General features: G+C 69.4%; 12 protein-coding genes. 3 read left to right on the top strand and 9 right to left on the bottom strand.

Annotated features, from left to right (window positions below; all coding sequences use genetic code 11):
- Positions 1–25: 25 nt before the first annotated feature.
- Positions 26–1,648 carry a PucR family transcriptional regulator gene (locus ABFX18_RS02805; RefSeq protein WP_346057305.1) on the top strand — a complete coding sequence of 541 codons (1,623 nt, stop codon included), beginning with the start codon at positions 26–28 and terminating at the stop codon, positions 1,646–1,648.
- Positions 1,649–1,650: 2 nt separating this feature from the next.
- On the opposite strand, the gene ABFX18_RS02800 is transcribed toward ABFX18_RS02805, so the two are convergent.
- Positions 1,651–2,874 carry an acyl-CoA dehydrogenase family protein gene (locus tag ABFX18_RS02800; RefSeq protein ID WP_346057304.1) on the bottom strand — a complete coding sequence of 408 codons (1,224 nt, stop codon included), beginning with the start codon at positions 2,872–2,874 and terminating at the stop codon, positions 1,651–1,653.
- A gap of 171 nt (positions 2,875–3,045) precedes the next feature.
- On the opposite strand from ABFX18_RS02800, the gene ABFX18_RS02795 reads away from it, so the two are divergent.
- The gene (locus ABFX18_RS02795) at positions 3,046–3,720 is read left to right on the top strand and encodes a TetR family transcriptional regulator (protein ID WP_090150276.1); all 675 of its coding nucleotides are present in this window, start codon (positions 3,046–3,048) and stop codon (positions 3,718–3,720) included.
- A 91-nt stretch (positions 3,721–3,811) separates the two neighbouring features.
- Here ABFX18_RS02795 and ABFX18_RS02790 read toward each other — a convergent pair whose 3' ends face one another.
- The 6 genes from ABFX18_RS02790 to ABFX18_RS02765 form a co-directional block, all read right to left on the bottom strand.
- A complete protein-coding gene (locus ABFX18_RS02790; protein ID WP_346057303.1) occupies positions 3,812–5,146 on the bottom strand; it encodes an amidohydrolase in 1,335 nt (444 codons plus the stop codon).
- Between the two features lies 1 nt (position 5,147).
- Positions 5,148–5,795: a VOC family protein gene (locus ABFX18_RS02785; RefSeq protein WP_090150282.1), complete on the bottom strand. Its 648-nt coding sequence runs from the start codon at positions 5,793–5,795 to the stop codon at positions 5,148–5,150.
- A gap of 99 nt (positions 5,796–5,894) precedes the next feature.
- Entirely contained in the window at positions 5,895–6,521 is a 627-nt protein-coding gene (locus ABFX18_RS02780; protein WP_200331658.1) for an MBL fold metallo-hydrolase, read from the bottom strand.
- Positions 6,521–7,606 carry an S-(hydroxymethyl)mycothiol dehydrogenase gene (locus ABFX18_RS02775; RefSeq protein WP_211648654.1) on the bottom strand — a complete coding sequence of 362 codons (1,086 nt, stop codon included), beginning with the start codon at positions 7,604–7,606 and terminating at the stop codon, positions 6,521–6,523. Before ABFX18_RS02775 ends, ABFX18_RS02780 begins: the two co-directional genes overlap by 1 nt.
- A gap of 108 nt (positions 7,607–7,714) precedes the next feature.
- Positions 7,715–8,998, bottom strand: a complete 1,284-nt coding sequence (locus ABFX18_RS02770) for an ArgE/DapE family deacylase (RefSeq protein ID WP_346057302.1) — start codon at positions 8,996–8,998, stop codon at positions 7,715–7,717.
- A 159-nt stretch (positions 8,999–9,157) separates the two neighbouring features.
- Positions 9,158–10,255: an RsbRD N-terminal domain-containing protein gene (locus ABFX18_RS02765; protein ID WP_346057301.1), complete on the bottom strand. Its 1,098-nt coding sequence runs from the start codon at positions 10,253–10,255 to the stop codon at positions 9,158–9,160.
- A 108-nt stretch (positions 10,256–10,363) separates the two neighbouring features.
- Here ABFX18_RS02765 and ABFX18_RS02760 point away from each other — a divergent pair, with 108 nt between their 5' ends.
- The gene (locus tag ABFX18_RS02760) at positions 10,364–11,686 is read left to right on the top strand and encodes an aspartate aminotransferase family protein (RefSeq protein WP_346057300.1); all 1,323 of its coding nucleotides are present in this window, start codon (positions 10,364–10,366) and stop codon (positions 11,684–11,686) included.
- A gap of 15 nt (positions 11,687–11,701) precedes the next feature.
- Here ABFX18_RS02760 and ABFX18_RS02755 read toward each other — a convergent pair whose 3' ends face one another.
- Both ABFX18_RS02755 and ABFX18_RS02750 read right to left on the bottom strand, forming a co-directional pair.
- On the bottom strand, positions 11,702–12,742 hold the full coding sequence (locus ABFX18_RS02755; protein WP_346057299.1) for a phosphotransferase: 1,041 nt from the start codon (positions 12,740–12,742) through the stop codon (positions 11,702–11,704).
- A gap of 11 nt (positions 12,743–12,753) precedes the next feature.
- Complete coding sequence (locus ABFX18_RS02750; protein ID WP_200331648.1) at positions 12,754–14,586, bottom strand: ABC-F family ATP-binding cassette domain-containing protein; 1,833 nt, start codon at positions 14,584–14,586, stop codon at positions 12,754–12,756.
- Between the last annotated feature and the right edge of the window lie 41 nt (positions 14,587–14,627).

Raw genomic sequence — 14,627 nt, 5'->3', positions numbered from 1 at the left:
TTGCGCATGGAGTCAGGAGGAGCACATGCCAGCACCGCGACCGGCTCCCTACCCCACACTCGCCGATCTCACCCGCGCGAAAGAGTTGGCACTCACCTGCGTCGTCGGCCACGACTGGTTGAGCCGGTCGGTCACCTGGGTGCACGTCGCGGAAGTCACCGATCCCAGCCCGTGGCTGACGCGAGGGGTGCTGCTGCTGACCACCGGCCTCATCGAGCGCACGCCGGAGTCGCTGGACGAGTTGTTTCGGCGTCTCCGCGAGCACGGCGTCGCCGGCGTCGGGTTCGGAGTGGGGCTCACCGTGGAGGAGATCCCGCAGGAATGGCGCAGCGCAGCCGTGAAGCATCAGCTTCCGCTTCTGCGCGTCCCGCTCACCACCCCCTACATCGCCATCGCCGAGCACGTTTCCGCTCGTATTGCGGAAGCTCAGATGAGCCAGGTGCAGCGTCTCCTCGACCTGCAGCAGCGCCTTGCCGCCGCGCCGGGCCCCGGACTGCGCACTGAAGCACTCGAGACCCTTGCGGCCGAGCTCGAGGCGACGGTCGTCTGGCGGGACGCCGCCGGAGACCCCGCCTCCGCAGGACGGGTACTGGGGGACGGCGAAATGCGGGCCATCTCCGGCGAGCTCTCCCGGCACGCGGCATCCGGACGGCGCTCGACGAGCGTCTCCCTCGGCGCACGCTTCGTGCACATCGCGAGTACCGCAGGCGCACCGATCGCCGTCACTCGAATGCGCCGATACTCTCCGCTGGAGCAGGGCATGATCGGCTCGATCGCATTCTTCATCGATGACTCGCGCACGAGCAGTCGAGGCGACGTCACCGCGACCTCGTTCCGCGAACGCGTGCTCACCGAGGCTCTCACCGGGCGACTCGAAGGCGATGCGCGGTTGTTCGAGCTGCTGCTCGGATCGAGCACGCGCTGCACGGTCGTGCACCTCGGCCCCTCGCCCGACCCGGGGCTCCCCAGCATGAAGGAGCCGGCTGCCGGCCTGCTCCTCAAGGCTCATCTCGCGAATGCGTGGAATCAGGCGGAGTTCACCGTGGTTCCGCTGCTGTGCGCCGTCGGATCGGAGTTCATCATCGTGATCCCGGGGGCCGATCATCAGGAGGTGCAGCCGCTCGTCACCCAGTTCCTCGCGAACGAGACCGGCAACCTCGCGAGCTGGCGAGCCGGTATCAGCCGCACCGCGCCCGCGAGCGGGCTGCTCGACTTGCGAGCCGAAGCGGCACGGGCGCACCTCGGCACCCGGGAGCGCGACGTCGTCGCGGTGTCGTACGCCGAGCTGAGCCGTCGGGAGGCCTGGAGCGCCTCGATCGACGCCTCCAGAACCGTCCCGGTGTTCGCGGAATGGCGACGGCGCCTGGAGATGCTCGATCCCGCCCTCGCCGAGCGCACGCGCGTCGCACTGCACGCGTACCTCGCGGCCAACGGAGCCATCGAACGCGCGGCCGCTCAGCTCGCGGTGCACCGGCAGACGCTGCGCAGTCACCTGCACGCTGCCGAGCGCGATCTCGACGTGCGGCTCGACGCCCCCACCGAGCGCGCACTCCTCTGGCTCGCACTCGACTCCGGAGCGCTCGCACCGGCCACCGGTTCCCCGAGGTCCCGGGGATCAGCCGGGGTTGCAGCGCCGCTCGAGGACTGAACTCAGGCGAATGCGGAGATTCCCGTGATGTCGCGACCGATGATGAGCGCCTGCACCGTCTCCGTGCCCTCGTACGTGTGCAGGGCTTCGATGTCGGCGAAGTGGCGAGCGACCCGATTCTCGAGCAGAATGCCGTTGCCGCCGAGCAGGTCGCGAGCGTTCCGCGCCAGATCCCGCGCCGTGCGCGTGGCGGTGTACTTGCCGAGCGAGGCGCCGGGCCCCGACAGCTCACCCCGCTCCTCCGCGCGCGTGAGCTGCATGAGGAGGGACTGCAACGAGGTCACGCCGCTCAGCATCTCGGTGAGCCGGGACTGGACGATCTGCGAGGCGGCGAGCGGCCTTCCGAACTGCACGCGCTGCTTCGCGTAGTGCACGGCCGACTCGTAGACGGCGACGGCGTGCCCGAGCGCGGACCAGGCGACGCCGAGGCGCGTCGCCTGCAGCACGCGGGCCGTGTCCTTGAAGCTGTTCGCGCCCGGCATCCTCGCGCTCGCCGGCACCCGCACACCGTCGAGCTCGATGTGCGCCTGCCAGATGGCGCGCAACGAGACTTTCCCCTCGATCGTCGTCGCCCGATATCCTTCCGCGTCTTGCGGCACCAGGAAGCCCTGCACCTGACCGTCATCGCCTCGGGCCCAGACCACCGACACCTGACCGACGCTGCCCGACCCGATCCACTTCTTGTGCCCCGTGATGACGTACTCGTCTCCGTCCGCTTCGGCGCTCGTCTCCAAGCTGACGGAGTCCGAACCGTGCGTCGGCTCGGTGAGTGCGAACGCTCCGAGCTCGGCGCCCCTCGCGAGCGGTTCGAACCAACGATCGCGCTGCGCTTCGGAGCCGCAATACGCGATCGAGCGCAGCGCGAGACCGCCCTGCACGCCGACGATCGTCGCGATCGACCCATCTCCGCGCGCGAGCTCCATCATGGTGAGGCTCGCGGCCAGCAGGCTCTGCTCCGGATAACCCGGAACGTCGATGCCGTCGCGCATGAGGTCGAGTTCGCCGAGGCGAAGCGCGAGATCGAGCGGATACTCGGCCCGATCCCAGATGCCTGCGATGACGGGCCGCACCTCATCCTGCACGAACGCGCGAGCCCAATCCCGGTATGCGAGATCCTCGCTCGAGACGCCGCGGAAGACTCCGGCGACATCGGGATCGAGCGGTTCCCAGAGCGCATATTCGGGCTCCGCGGTACCCTGGCTGACGACCGGCTTCGAGTTCGGCATGGGTTCCTCCCTGCGACGGCGCGCGCCGACGCGTTCGCCGTCGAGCATGCCTGACACTCGGTGTCAAGTCAAGTCCATTCCCCACGTCGAAGCCCCGACCGGCCCGCGCTCGTAACGCCTTCACGAGTGGAACTCGGTTTCACCGGCTCACCGGTGTGCTAGTTTCTTGGCATGCCACCGCACGGAGCCGGAATGACGCCGGAGAGCTCGACCGCGGCGATCCGCCACCTCGCGGAACGCGGCTACGAAGCGACGACGGCTGAAGCTCTCGCCGCAGCGGTCGGGATGAGCCGGAGCACGTTCTTCCGACGCTTCGGCAGCAAAGACGACGTCATCTTCGCCGACCACGATCACGCGCTCGCCCGTCTCGAGGCCGCCCTCGAGGACACGACCCTCACCCCCGCGGACGCTCTCGTCTCTGCGACAGCCGATGTGCTGCGACTCCTGCTCCGCGATCCAGAGGCCGCACGGCTGCGGTTCGAACTCATGCGCCTCACGCCCGCTCTCCGCGACCGAGAGCTCGTCATCACCCACCGCTACGAACGCGTGTTCACCCGCTACATCCGCGAGGTGCAGCAGCCGGGTGCGCCTGCCTGGGTGGCGTCGACCCTCGGCGCCTCGCTCGTTGCGGCCCACAATGCCGCACTGCGCGCGTGGTTGCGCGGCCGCACCACGGATGCCGCGGCCGCGCTGACCGAGGATCTGCGCGAGCTCACATCGCTCTACCTGCGCTGGCTCACGGCCGATCACGACAGCAGCGAGCGCCGCGTCCTGGTGGCGGTCTACGACGCCACCGGTTCCCCCGATTCCGTACTGACAGCAGTCTCCGAGCAGCTGCGCCGCTAGACCCCCGCGCTTTCGGTGCCGCTCAGCCGCGCGCGCGGCAGCAGCGCCACGGCACCCCGCGCGCGCGGCAGCAGCGCCACGACTCCCGGAGTCACGACTCCCAGCGATACCGCCCGCCGCGCGCCGCGAACTCAGCATCGACGGCGGCCCGCAGCGCCCCATCGGCGAGGTAGTCGATCGCCACTGCACCGAGTCCTGCGGCCGCATCGGTCATCGCGGCGAACGCGGATGGCTGCACGGTCTGATCGGCGAACGCGGCGTGGTGGGGGTGCACCGTCTCCGGACCGCCGATCCCGATCGACGGATGGATGGCGGGGATGAACTGCGTCACGTTTCCCATGTCGGTCGACGGCCCGGCCTGCGCGGCGACCGCGGGTGACGGCGGCGTCTCTCGTCCTCGCTCACCGAGCGCTCCGGCCCAGCGGCGCATCAGCTCGACGCTCGGCTCCAGCGGCAGATACGGCGGTACGGGGTCGACTTCGATCTCCGCGGTCGTGCCGGTGGCGAGCGCTGCCCCGCGCAGCACATCGACCACGCGGTCCATGAGCACCCGCAACGTATCGATCTCGCCGGATCTCACGTAGAAGAGCGCTGAGGCCTGCTCCGGCACGACGTTCGGTGCGGCACCGCCGTCGGTGATGATGCCGTGCACGCGGTCGATGGGGAGGATGTGCTGCCGCAGCTGGGCCACCGACTGGTATGCGGATACGACGGCGTCGAGCGCGTTGATTCCGAGCCATGGCTCCCCAGCGGCATGGGCAGCGCGGCCCCGGTACGTCACCGCGATACGGCGCACGCCCGTGGTGCGCTCACCCCAGATCGGGGAGGCCTTCGCACCCGCCGCTGGATGCACCATCGCCGCGGCATGAATCTCATCGAACCCGCCGGCTCGCAGAATGTGCTCTTTGCCGCCGCCGTTCTCCTCCGCCGGAGTCCCGATGAGCGAGAGGGTCGCGCCGAGTTCACGCACGATCGGAGCGGCGCCGAGAAACGCGCCGACGGCGATGCCCGCGATCAGGTTGTGCCCGCAGGCGTGACCGATCCCGGGGAGCGCGTCGTACTCGGCGAGTATCGCGAAGTGCGGCCCGTTCCCGGTGCCCACTTGCGCCCGGAGGGCCGTTTCGAGGCCGTACGCCCCCACTTCGGGCTCGACGCCGTGCTGGATGAGCACAGCGGCGAGCTCCCGCACCGAGCCGTGCTCTGCGAAGCCGATCTCGGGGGCTTCGTAGAGGCGGGTTGCGAGCGTCTCGAGCGCAGGCCTCAGATCGTCGACGGATCGCCCCAGCTTCGTGTGAGCGTCTGCTCCGGCTCCGGCGAACCGCGACGGCTCGTCGCCCGGGGGCGTCTGCGGGGTTCTCGAACGTCGCTGGTACTCGAGGTACACCTCTTGCGCATGGTTCGCGCCACCGCTGCGGGGGGCGGGCATGTCAGCAGGTCACGAGCGCGCCGTCGGCGCGCTGCAGCTCGAGTCGATACCCCGGGCGAGGTCCGGTGATGGTCTCGGCGGCACCGTCGCCCAGGCCGAGCGCCGCGAGCGCAGTGTCGACCGCCAGAGGGTCCGGCTCCTCACGGACGAAGGAGACGAGTTCGATCGTCGGCAGCTCTCCCGTTCCGGGCTGCGCCGTCGTTCCCCAATCGATCAGGAATGGCACGTCGAGGCGGTGCATCGCCGCTCCGGTGAGACGCCATTCGAGCAGCTCTCCCGCGGGGGTGCGCCGGGAGAGCTCCCAGACGTCACCGGGATCGAACCCGCTCGCCCGGGCAGCGGCGACCGTCGCGTCGATGTCGTGCGGGTGCACGGCGTAGGCCTGCACGCGAGGCTCGTCGAGAGTGTCGATCGCGAAGGTCGTCGGGAGCGCAGCGGTCTCGCGATCCGGATCAGGGCCGATGAGTTCGATGTACTGCGGGCCTCGTTGCTCTCCCACCGTGAGCGCAACGAGGGCATTCGCGGTGCCGGTGGGGTGCGCCCCTCCGCGTTCGGCGGTGACCCCCGTCCGGTCAGCGAACCACTCGATGAGTGCGTCGAGATCGGGGCCGGCGATGACGATGTGGTCGAGAAGACGCGGGATGCTCATGTCGAGAGTTCATCACACCGCGGCCGCGCGCGTGACGTCCGCCGTCATACGACGTCACGCGCGCGGCATCGCGAGTCCGCGGATCTACTCGCCGTGCTGTTAGTGCCCGCGCGCGATCCACTCGTCGAGGTGCGGGGCCTCATCGCCGATCGTCGTCGTGTCCCCGTGTCCGGTGTGCACCACGGTCTCAGCCGGAAGGGTGAGCAGCTTTCCGCGGATCGACTCGATGATCAACGGGAAATCGCTGAAGGAGCGACCGGTCGCACCAGGTCCGCCCTGGAACAAGGTGTCCCCGGTGAACACCGCGTCGAGCTGCGGCGCGGTGAACGAGGTCGAGCCGGGCGAGTGCCCGGGCGTGTGCAGCGCCGTCAGCTCGACGCCCGCCACCGAGAACACATCGCCGTCCGCGATCTCCGCATCGGGGGCCGAGTCGTACACGGTCTCCCACAGCATTGCGTCGGCCGGATGCAGATGCAACGGCGCCTGGAGTCGATCGGCCGTCTCGCGTGCCGCACGGATGTGGTCGTCGTGCCCGTGGGTGAGCAGGATCGCGACGGTGCGGCGCTCGCCGACGGCCTCCGCCACGGCTTCGGCGCTGTGAGCGGGATCGATGACGATCACTTCGGAGTCGTCGCCGACGATCCAGACGTTGTTGTCGACGTCCCACGTGCCGCCGTCCAGCGAGAACGTGCCGCTCGTGACCAGTCGTTCGATACGCGCGGCCATCAGAGCACCACCACCGAGCGCAGCACGGTGCCCTCGTGCATTCGGTCGAATGCGGCCTCGACGTCGCCCAGGCCGATGCGCTCGGTCACGAACCCTTCGAGATCGAGACGCCCAAGCTTGTACTGATCGATGAGCATCGAGAAATCTCGGCTCGGCAGGCAGTCGCCGTACCACGACGACTTCAGCGATCCGCCCCGCCCGAAGACGTCGAGCAGCGGCAGTTCCAGCTGCATCTCGGGCGTCGGTACGCCGACGAGTACGACGCGGCCAGCGAGATCGCGAGCGTAGAACGCCTGCGTGTATGTCTCAGGGCGGCCCACAGCATCGATCACCACGTCGGCGCCGAACCCCTCCGTCAGCGCGCGAATCGCTTCGACCGGATCCTCGGAGCGCGAATTCACGGTGTGCGTCGCCCCGAAGCGCCTCGCCTGCTCGAGCTTCGCGTCGTCGATGTCGACGGCGATGATCGTGGTCGCTCCCGCCAGCTGCGCGCCTGCGATCGCCGCAGTGCCCACGCCGCCGCAGCCGATGACCGCGACCGACTCGCCGCGCTGCACGCCACCGGTGTTGATCGCCGCACCGATGCCCGCCATGACGCCGCAGCCGAGCAGTCCGACTGCGGCGGCATCCGATTCCTCGTCGATCTTCGTGCACTGGCCGGCGGCGACGAGGGTCTTCTCGATGAACGCTCCGATGCCGAGTGCTGGTGAGAGCTCCGTGCCGTCCTCGAGCGTCATCTTCTGCTTCGCGTTGTGCGTGTCGAAGCAGTACTGCGGCTGCCCTTTCGCGCAGGCGCGGCACTGCCCGCAGACCGCGCGCCAGTTGAGGATCACGCGATCCCCCACTGCGACCTCGGTCACGCCCTCGCCGACGGCTGCGACGCGACCCGTCGCCTCGTGGCCGAGGAGGAACGGGAACTCGTCGTTGATGCCGCCCAGCTTGTAGTGCAGGTCGGTGTGGCAGACGCCGCTCGTGAGAATGTCGACGACGGCCTCACCCGGGCCCGGGTCCGGCACGATCACCGTTTCGATGGTGACCGGGGCGTTCTTCTCTCGGACGACAACGCCTTGCACTCGATACGCCATGGGGTTTTCCTTTCACGGATCTCTGCAGCTTGCGCGCCCGCGCGCTCGGTGCACGTGCGGGCTCTGCATCCAGGCTATCGAGTACCGTCGACACGCGCCCCTCCCGGCTCAATCGATTTCTTCGACCCCGCACCATTCGGCGATGAAGAGCGCCATCGACTGCGTGCAACGGCGAATCGACTCGATGCTGACGCGCTCGTCGAACCCGTGAATGTTCTCGGATACCGGCCCGTACACGAGCGTCGGCGTGTTGCCGTAGTTCACGAACACGCGACCATCGAGGTAGCCCGGCGTGGTGAAACTGGTGAGCTCGCGCCCGAACGCGGCCCGGTGCGTCCGCTCGAGCACCGCCTCGGCGTCGCTGCCCGGTTCGAGCACGTAGCCCTCAGCGTAGAACCCGTCGGGCGTCACCTCGACGTCGAACGGGCGGCGATCCTCGGCGCCCGACGCGGCCCCGCGCACGCACTGCTCGACCGCGGCGTGCGCATCCGCGGCGGCCATGCCGGGGTACAGCGCCACGCGAAGCCTCAGTTCGCACCACGCCGGAACGCTCGACGGCCAGTCTCCGCCTCGGATGCCGCCGATGTTGAAGTTGATCGGGTGATCGAGATCCTCGAAGTACCGGTGCTGTGACTGCTCGGCATTCCATTCCTGCTCCAGCCCGCGAAGCGCCTCGATCACCTCGTAGGCCGCGTCGATGGCGTTGAAGCCGTTCGCCATCTCACGCGGATGGGTCGGCTCGCCGCTCACCCGAATGGTGCACCACAGGACGCCGACGTTCGCGCGGACGAGCGCGTCCTCCTCGGGTTCCGAGATGATGACGGCGTCGGCTTCGTAGCCGCGCAGCAGTGCGGCGAGCGAACCGTTGCCGGTGCACTCCTCCTCGACGACCGATTGCAGGTGCACGCGGGCGGTCGGTGCCAGGCCGGCGCGGCGCAGCGCATCGAACGCGAACAGGTTCGCGATGAGCCCGGCCTTCATGTCACCGGCGCCGCGACCGTACATCCATCCGTCGCGCACCTCGGCGTCCCACGGCGAGCGCGACCACTGCGCTTCCGGCCCCTCCGGCACGACGTCGATGTGACCGTTCAGAATCAGCGATCGGCCAGCCTCTCGCGCCGGCGTGTAGGTTCCGACCACGTTCGTCATCCCCGAGTAGTCGACGGTGGACGGCCCGTACCCGGGATGCGATTCGAGTTCGGGCGAACCGATCGTCCAGCGGTCGATGTCGAGGCCGAGCGCGGCCATGCGCCCCTCGATGAGGTCTTGCGCGGCTTCCTCGTCCGCGCGCAACGAGGGCGCGGAGACCAGGTCGGCGGTCGCGCGCACCTGCTCGTCGAATGCGGCGTCGACGGCGTCGAGGATGCGCTGGGTCTGCGTGGTCGAGATCATGGGGCCTCCGGGTCCGGTGTGCTCGCCGGCGGCGCGCAGGTCACCGGCCGCGGGTCATTCCGCATGCTCCGAGGCTATGGCCAGAAGCGCCGCCGATCCGTGTCGGATCGCCTCCGCTTGCCGTCGCTTCGTGTGCATTCGGACACCCGCCTCACCCCCTCAGAGATCGAGGATCACCATCGCGATCGCGGCATCGCGCGGCACGGTGACGTCGAGGCCGCTGAGGTCCTGGAAGACGCGCAACCGCTTGAGCACGGTGTTGCGGTGGAAGAAGAGCTCCTCAGCCGTGCGCTGCATCGAACCCGTGCGGATGAACGCGCGCAGCGTCACCGCGAGGCGCTCCCGCTCTGCATCGGGAAGCGAGTCGAAGGCTCCGGTCAGTTCGTGCATGAATCCGTCGACCCGCTCGAGCATCGTCTCGCGAGCGATCGAGGCGAAGCCGTCGCGCAGTCGGAAGACCGCTCCGTCGTCAGCGCGCTCGGCGAGGTCGATCGCGATGGTCGCCGCTCGCCCGACGCGGTCGAGACCGCCCACGCGCGAGAGGTAGCCTCCGCAGAGGGCAGGATCGGCGTCGACCCAGTCGATGGGCCCGCGTCGTGGACGCAGCAGTACGGTCGTGCCGCCGTCGTCAACGTACTGGCCGCCGCTCTCGAGCACCTCCCGCGCCAACCGGTCCCCGTCGCGCGTCGTGGCGAGCATCTCGTATTCGACCGACGATGAGAGTCGCAGCAGGTGCGCGATCGCCACCAGTTCGTCGCCGTCGGCCTGCCCGGAGAACAGTCTCGATCGCGCCCGTTCCTTCGCCGTTCGCCGCTGCTGCGTCATCGAGTCCGATTCCTCGAGGAACGAGCGCTGCACCTCCGTCGCGTAACGTTCGACGACGTCGAGCACGAGCTCGCCGTGGGCCAGCAGCGCGTCGGTGAGGTCGGGCTGGGCCGCCCGTTCGAGCCCTCGCCAGAGCACTCGGAAGTTGATGCGCACCGCTTCCATGAAGCGCTCGACGCGCACCCCCTGCCGCGCGCGGCGTCGCCCGAGCGCCTCGGCGAACTCCGACGGCGCCTCCGCCCCGGCCTCAGCGGCGAGACGCGAGGCGAACAGCGCGAACGCGTTCCGCGCAGTGCGCTCGATATCCTCTGCCGCGACCGCGTCGCCGACGTACCCCTCGTGCGTGCTCAGCTCCGTCAAGAAGTCGTCGAGCAGCGTCGGCGTGTCCGCGCGCACGCGATCGATGAGCTGGAGCCAACGCGGATCGTGCATGACTCCATTGTGCGGCAGAGTGGTGCGCTGCGGAGTACTGGATCGTTCACGGGCGCGGGATACAGTGGGGCGGGGGCCGCTGCCGGACGGCCGGCGAGGAGGGACACGATGAGCGTCGCACGCGAAATGCACATGGCCAACAGCTTCGACCCGGGACGCGCGGCCGATCTCTCGCCAGCGGACGCGCAGCTCATCGCGCGGCGAACCCGCGCGATGGGCGCCGCCTACCGGCTCTTCTACGACCGGCCGGTGCACTTCGTGCGTGGCGAGGGCGTGTGGCTCTACGACGCCGAGGGCAACGCGTTCCTCGACGCGTACAACAACGTGCCGGTGGTCGGTCACGCGAACCCGATCGTGCAGCAGCGCGTGGCTGCCCAGCTCGGCAGACTCAACACGCACACCCGCTATCTGGGCGACGAGGTCGTCGCCTATGCCGAACGCGTCACCGGGCTCCTGGGGCACGGTCTCGAGCAGGCCGTCTTCGTCTGCACCGGCAGCGAGGCCGTCGACCTCGCGCTGCGCGTCGCCCGGCACGTGACGGGCCGCCGGGGCATCATCGCGACGGCGCACGCCTATCACGGCACGACCGCGGCGGCGGCGGCCATCTCACCGAGCCTCGGCCCGAACAATCCGATACCCGACGATGTCGAACTCATCGCAGCGCCCGATCTCGCCCGGGAGTCCCCCGACCGGGCTGCGGCCGCGTTCGCCGTGCGCGTGCGCGAGGCGGCGGATGCGCTGCGATCGCGCGGCCACGAGCCTGCCGGGCTCATCGTCGACTCGATTCTCTCGAGCGACGGACTGCAGGGAACGGCGCCCGGATTGCTGCGCGGCGCGGCGACGGAGATCCGCGCGCAGGGCGGCCTCTACATCGCGGACGAGGTGCAGACCGGGTTCGGGCGCACCGGCGCCTGGTGGGGCTTTCCGCAGCACGAGGTCGCACCCGACCTCGTCGTCGCCGGCAAGCCCATGGGCAACGGCCTGCCCATCGCCGCACTCTTCTCCCGCCCCGAGCTCCTCGACCGCTTCGGCGCCGACATGCGGTTCTTCAACACGTTCGGCGGCAATCACGTGAGCGTCGCCGCTGGCCAGGCCGTGCTCGACGAGATCACCGAGCGAGACCTGATCGCGCGTGCGGCGGCGCTCGGCGCACGCATGCTCTCAGAGCTGCGAGGGATCGCTCTGGCCAATGACAGCATCGGCGCCGTGCGCGGATCCGGCTTGTTCTTCGCGCTCGAGGTGGTGGACGACGAGGGCGTTGCGGATCCGACTCTCGCAGCCGCCGCGGTCAATCGCATGCGCGCTGATCGCGTGCTCATCAGCGCATCGGGGCCGCAGGCCAACGTGCTCAAGATTCGGCCTCCGCTCGTCTTCGGCGACGAGCACGCCCCTCGGCTGCTGGAGTCGCTCGCGGGCGCGCTCTCGCGCTAGTCCGCCCCGTCCGTCTCAGCGCTCCGGGAGGGGCTCTGCGGCGAAGCGCGCTGCGGCCTCCGCGGGTGCGACGCGGAGCAGCTGCTCGAGCGCCGGCCAGGTGGCGGCCATGCGCGCCTCGGCGTAGGCGCGGTTGCCCTCACGGCCCCGGTGCGTCCACGTGCTCGCGTTCACCGCGAGTCGGGCGACGGCGAGCGGGTACAGCACCTCGATCTCCTCAGCCGTGAGCGAGCAGTGCGCGACGTAGCCCGACACGACATCGGCGAAGGCCGCGAACGCGTCGCCTTGGCGCAGCGCCGCATAGGCCGCCGCAACGGCGAGCTCGGCGATCCGCACGGTCGCGACGGCATCGTTGAAGTCGACGATGCCCATGATGCTGACGGCGCCGTCCTGACGCCGCTCCGCGAGCAGATTGAAGTCGTGGAGGTCCTGGTGCACGACGGCTCGCGGGAGCGTCGAGAGCTTCGGCTCGATGACGTCGAATCGGCGGAGGACTTCCTCCAGCAGCGCCCGTCGTGCCGGGTCGATGACCGCATCCCAGGTGCTTCTGATCGAATCGCCCGCGCGGTCAGCCATCCAATGGTGCAGATTCTGGCCGTCGTGTCGTTCCGCGAGCGGGTGAAGACTGCGCGGAACCTCGGCGGCGAGCGCTCCGAGACTCCGGCGATATGCCGCGTCGGTGCCGCCGAGTTCGGCGACGCTGGTGCCGGCGACCCAGCTCGTCACCCGCGCACGAAGCGCGCGGCCGTCCCTTGCGACGAACGGCTTCGCGACCGACCCGTCTGCAGCGCGCTGCAAGACCGGGGTCGCGACCGGGAGGGGGCGCTCCTCGAGCTGTTCGAGCACGGCGTTCTGCCACGCGAAGGTCGCCTCGTCGAGAGGCGTGGGTGAGAGGCGCACGAATCGGGCGCCCCCGTCCGCAAGGGTCGCTCGATAATTGATGTCGAGTTCGCCGCCGAGTCGCTGCCAGTGCACCGCCTCGACGTCGAAGTGCTCATCGAGCACTGCGGCGAGCGCGCGCTCGTCAGCGGCAGTGAGCGGATCGAGAACGTGCATCGAGGAGCCGCCTACTCCAGCGCGCCCGACAGCTCCAGCCACCGTTCCTCGAGGGCCGCGACCTCGTCTTCGATCGCGGTGATCTTCGTCATCTCGGCGTTGAGCTTCGTGTAGTCGCCCTGATCCATCGCCGCGAGGCCGGTGCGCGCCTGCGCGGCATCGCGCTGCAACCGCTCCATCTTGCGCTCGACGGCCGACAACTCCTTCTCTGCGGCACGCCGCTCCGCGCCCCCGAGCGCCGGCTTGCGTGCGGCTCCGGCCGCCTGCGACGCGGTGCTCCCCGTCGATTGCGATGCCGATCCGGACGACGACGCCGTCGACCCCGACTGCTCCCGACTGCGCAGTTCGAGGTACTGGTCGACACCGCCCGGCAGGTGCCGAAGGTGCCGGTCGAGAATGGCGTACTGCTGATCGGTGACGCGCTCCAGGAAGTACCGGTCGTGCGACACCACGATGAGGGTGCCCGGCCAGGAGTCGAGCAGATCCTCCATGGCGGCCAGCATGTCGGTGTCGAGGTCGTTCGTCGGCTCGTCGAGGATCAGCACGTTGGGCTGGTTGAGCAGGATCAGCAGGAGCTGCAGTCGGCGCTTCTGCCCACCGGAGAGATCCTTCACGGGCGTCGACAGCTGCGCGCTCGTGAAGCCCATGCGCTCGAGCAGCTGACCCGGCGTGAGATCCTGGGCCTTCGATCCGCTGCCGACGGTGAAGCTCGTGCGCAGGCCGTCGATCACCTTGCGCACCGGATCCTGGAGATGCTCCTCGAGCTCGTCGAGACGCTGGGTGAGGGTCGCCACCTGCACGGTCTTGCCGCGCTTGACGCGCCCGGACGTCGGCTCGACGGTGCCGGAGATCAGGCCGAGCAGTGTCGATTTGCCCGCTCCGTTCACGCCGAGTATTCCCGTGCGCTCACCCGGGGCGAGCAACCAGTCGACGTCCTCGATGATCACCCTGCCGTCGTAGGCGACTCCCGCTTCGACGAGGTTGACGACCTCTTTCCCGAGACGGGCGACGGCCATCGACTGCAGCGACACGCGATCCCGGATCTCGGGAACGTCTGCGATCAGCTCGTTCGCCGCGTCGATGCGGAACTTGGGCTTCGACGTGCGAGCAGGCGCACCGCGGCGCAGCCAGGCGAGCTCCTTGCGCGCGAGATTCTGCCGCTTCTGCTCGATGGTCGCCGCCTGCCGGTCCCGCTCGACGCGCTGCAGGATGTACGCGGCGTACCCGCCCTCGAACGGTTCGACGATGCGATCGTGCACCTCCCAGGTCATATTGCAGACCTCATCGAGGAACCACCGATCGTGCGTGACGACGAGCAGTGCGCCCTGGCCCTTCGGCCAGCGGCGCTGCAGGTGATTCGCGAGCCAGGCGATGCCCTCGACGTCGAGGTGGTTCGTCGGCTCGTCGAGGAAGACGATGTCGTACTGCTGCACGAGCAGCCGCGCGAGCGCCACCCGTCGGCGCTGACCGCCGGAGAGCGCGTCGAGCGGAGCCTCCCAGTCGAGGTCCGAGATGAGGCCGGCGATCACCTCGCGCGCTTGCGGGTCGCTCGCCCACTCGTACTCCTCGCGGTCGCCGACGACCGTGCGGCCCACCGTCTGGCCCGCCTCGAACACGTCGGCCTGATCGAGCACGCCGATCGTCGTCCCGCCGCGCAGCGTCACTTTGCCGCCGTCGGGCTCGCGCCGACCGGCCAGCATCATCAGCAGGCTCGACTTGCCGTCGCCATTGCGCCCGACGATGCCGATGCGGTCCCCCTCGGCCACGCCGAGCGTGACCGAGTCGAACACGGTCTTGGTCGGTACTTCGAGGTGCAGGGCCTCGGCTCCCAGTAAATGCGCCATATGTTTCCCAGCGTAGTCGTGCCGCAGGAGTCTCACTACAC

Origin of the sequence: Leucobacter alluvii, from assembly GCF_039530485.1 — a bacterium.
Classification (GTDB): domain Bacteria; phylum Actinomycetota; class Actinomycetes; order Actinomycetales; family Microbacteriaceae; genus Leucobacter; species Leucobacter alluvii.
This window is presented reverse-complemented; position numbering and strand designations above follow the sequence as displayed.

What these genes read in the sequence shown, in the direction of transcription:
- ABFX18_RS02780 (WP_200331658.1), bottom strand. Translation starts at nt 6,521, where the DNA reads ATGGCCGCGCGTATCGAACGACTGGTCACGAGCGGCACGTTCTCGCTG.
- ABFX18_RS02765 (WP_346057301.1), bottom strand. Translation starts at nt 10,255, where the DNA reads ATGCACGATCCGCGTTGGCTCCAGCTCATCGATCGCGTGCGCGCGGAC.
- ABFX18_RS02755 (WP_346057299.1), bottom strand. Translation starts at nt 12,742, where the DNA reads ATGCACGTTCTCGATCCGCTCACTGCCGCTGACGAGCGCGCGCTCGCC.
- ABFX18_RS02775 (WP_211648654.1), bottom strand. Translation starts at nt 7,606, where the DNA reads ATGGCGTATCGAGTGCAAGGCGTTGTCGTCCGAGAGAAGAACGCCCCG.
- ABFX18_RS02760 (WP_346057300.1), top strand. Translation starts at nt 10,364, where the DNA reads ATGAGCGTCGCACGCGAAATGCACATGGCCAACAGCTTCGACCCGGGA.
- ABFX18_RS02785 (WP_090150282.1), bottom strand. Translation starts at nt 5,795, where the DNA reads ATGAGCATCCCGCGTCTTCTCGACCACATCGTCATCGCCGGCCCCGAT.
- ABFX18_RS02805 (WP_346057305.1), top strand. Translation starts at nt 26, where the DNA reads ATGCCAGCACCGCGACCGGCTCCCTACCCCACACTCGCCGATCTCACC.
- ABFX18_RS02800 (WP_346057304.1), bottom strand. Translation starts at nt 2,874, where the DNA reads ATGCCGAACTCGAAGCCGGTCGTCAGCCAGGGTACCGCGGAGCCCGAA.
- ABFX18_RS02790 (WP_346057303.1), bottom strand. Translation starts at nt 5,146, where the DNA reads ATGCCCGCCCCCCGCAGCGGTGGCGCGAACCATGCGCAAGAGGTGTAC.
- ABFX18_RS02795 (WP_090150276.1), top strand. Translation starts at nt 3,046, where the DNA reads ATGCCACCGCACGGAGCCGGAATGACGCCGGAGAGCTCGACCGCGGCG.
- ABFX18_RS02750 (WP_200331648.1), bottom strand. Translation starts at nt 14,586, where the DNA reads ATGGCGCATTTACTGGGAGCCGAGGCCCTGCACCTCGAAGTACCGACC.
- ABFX18_RS02770 (WP_346057302.1), bottom strand. Translation starts at nt 8,998, where the DNA reads ATGATCTCGACCACGCAGACCCAGCGCATCCTCGACGCCGTCGACGCC.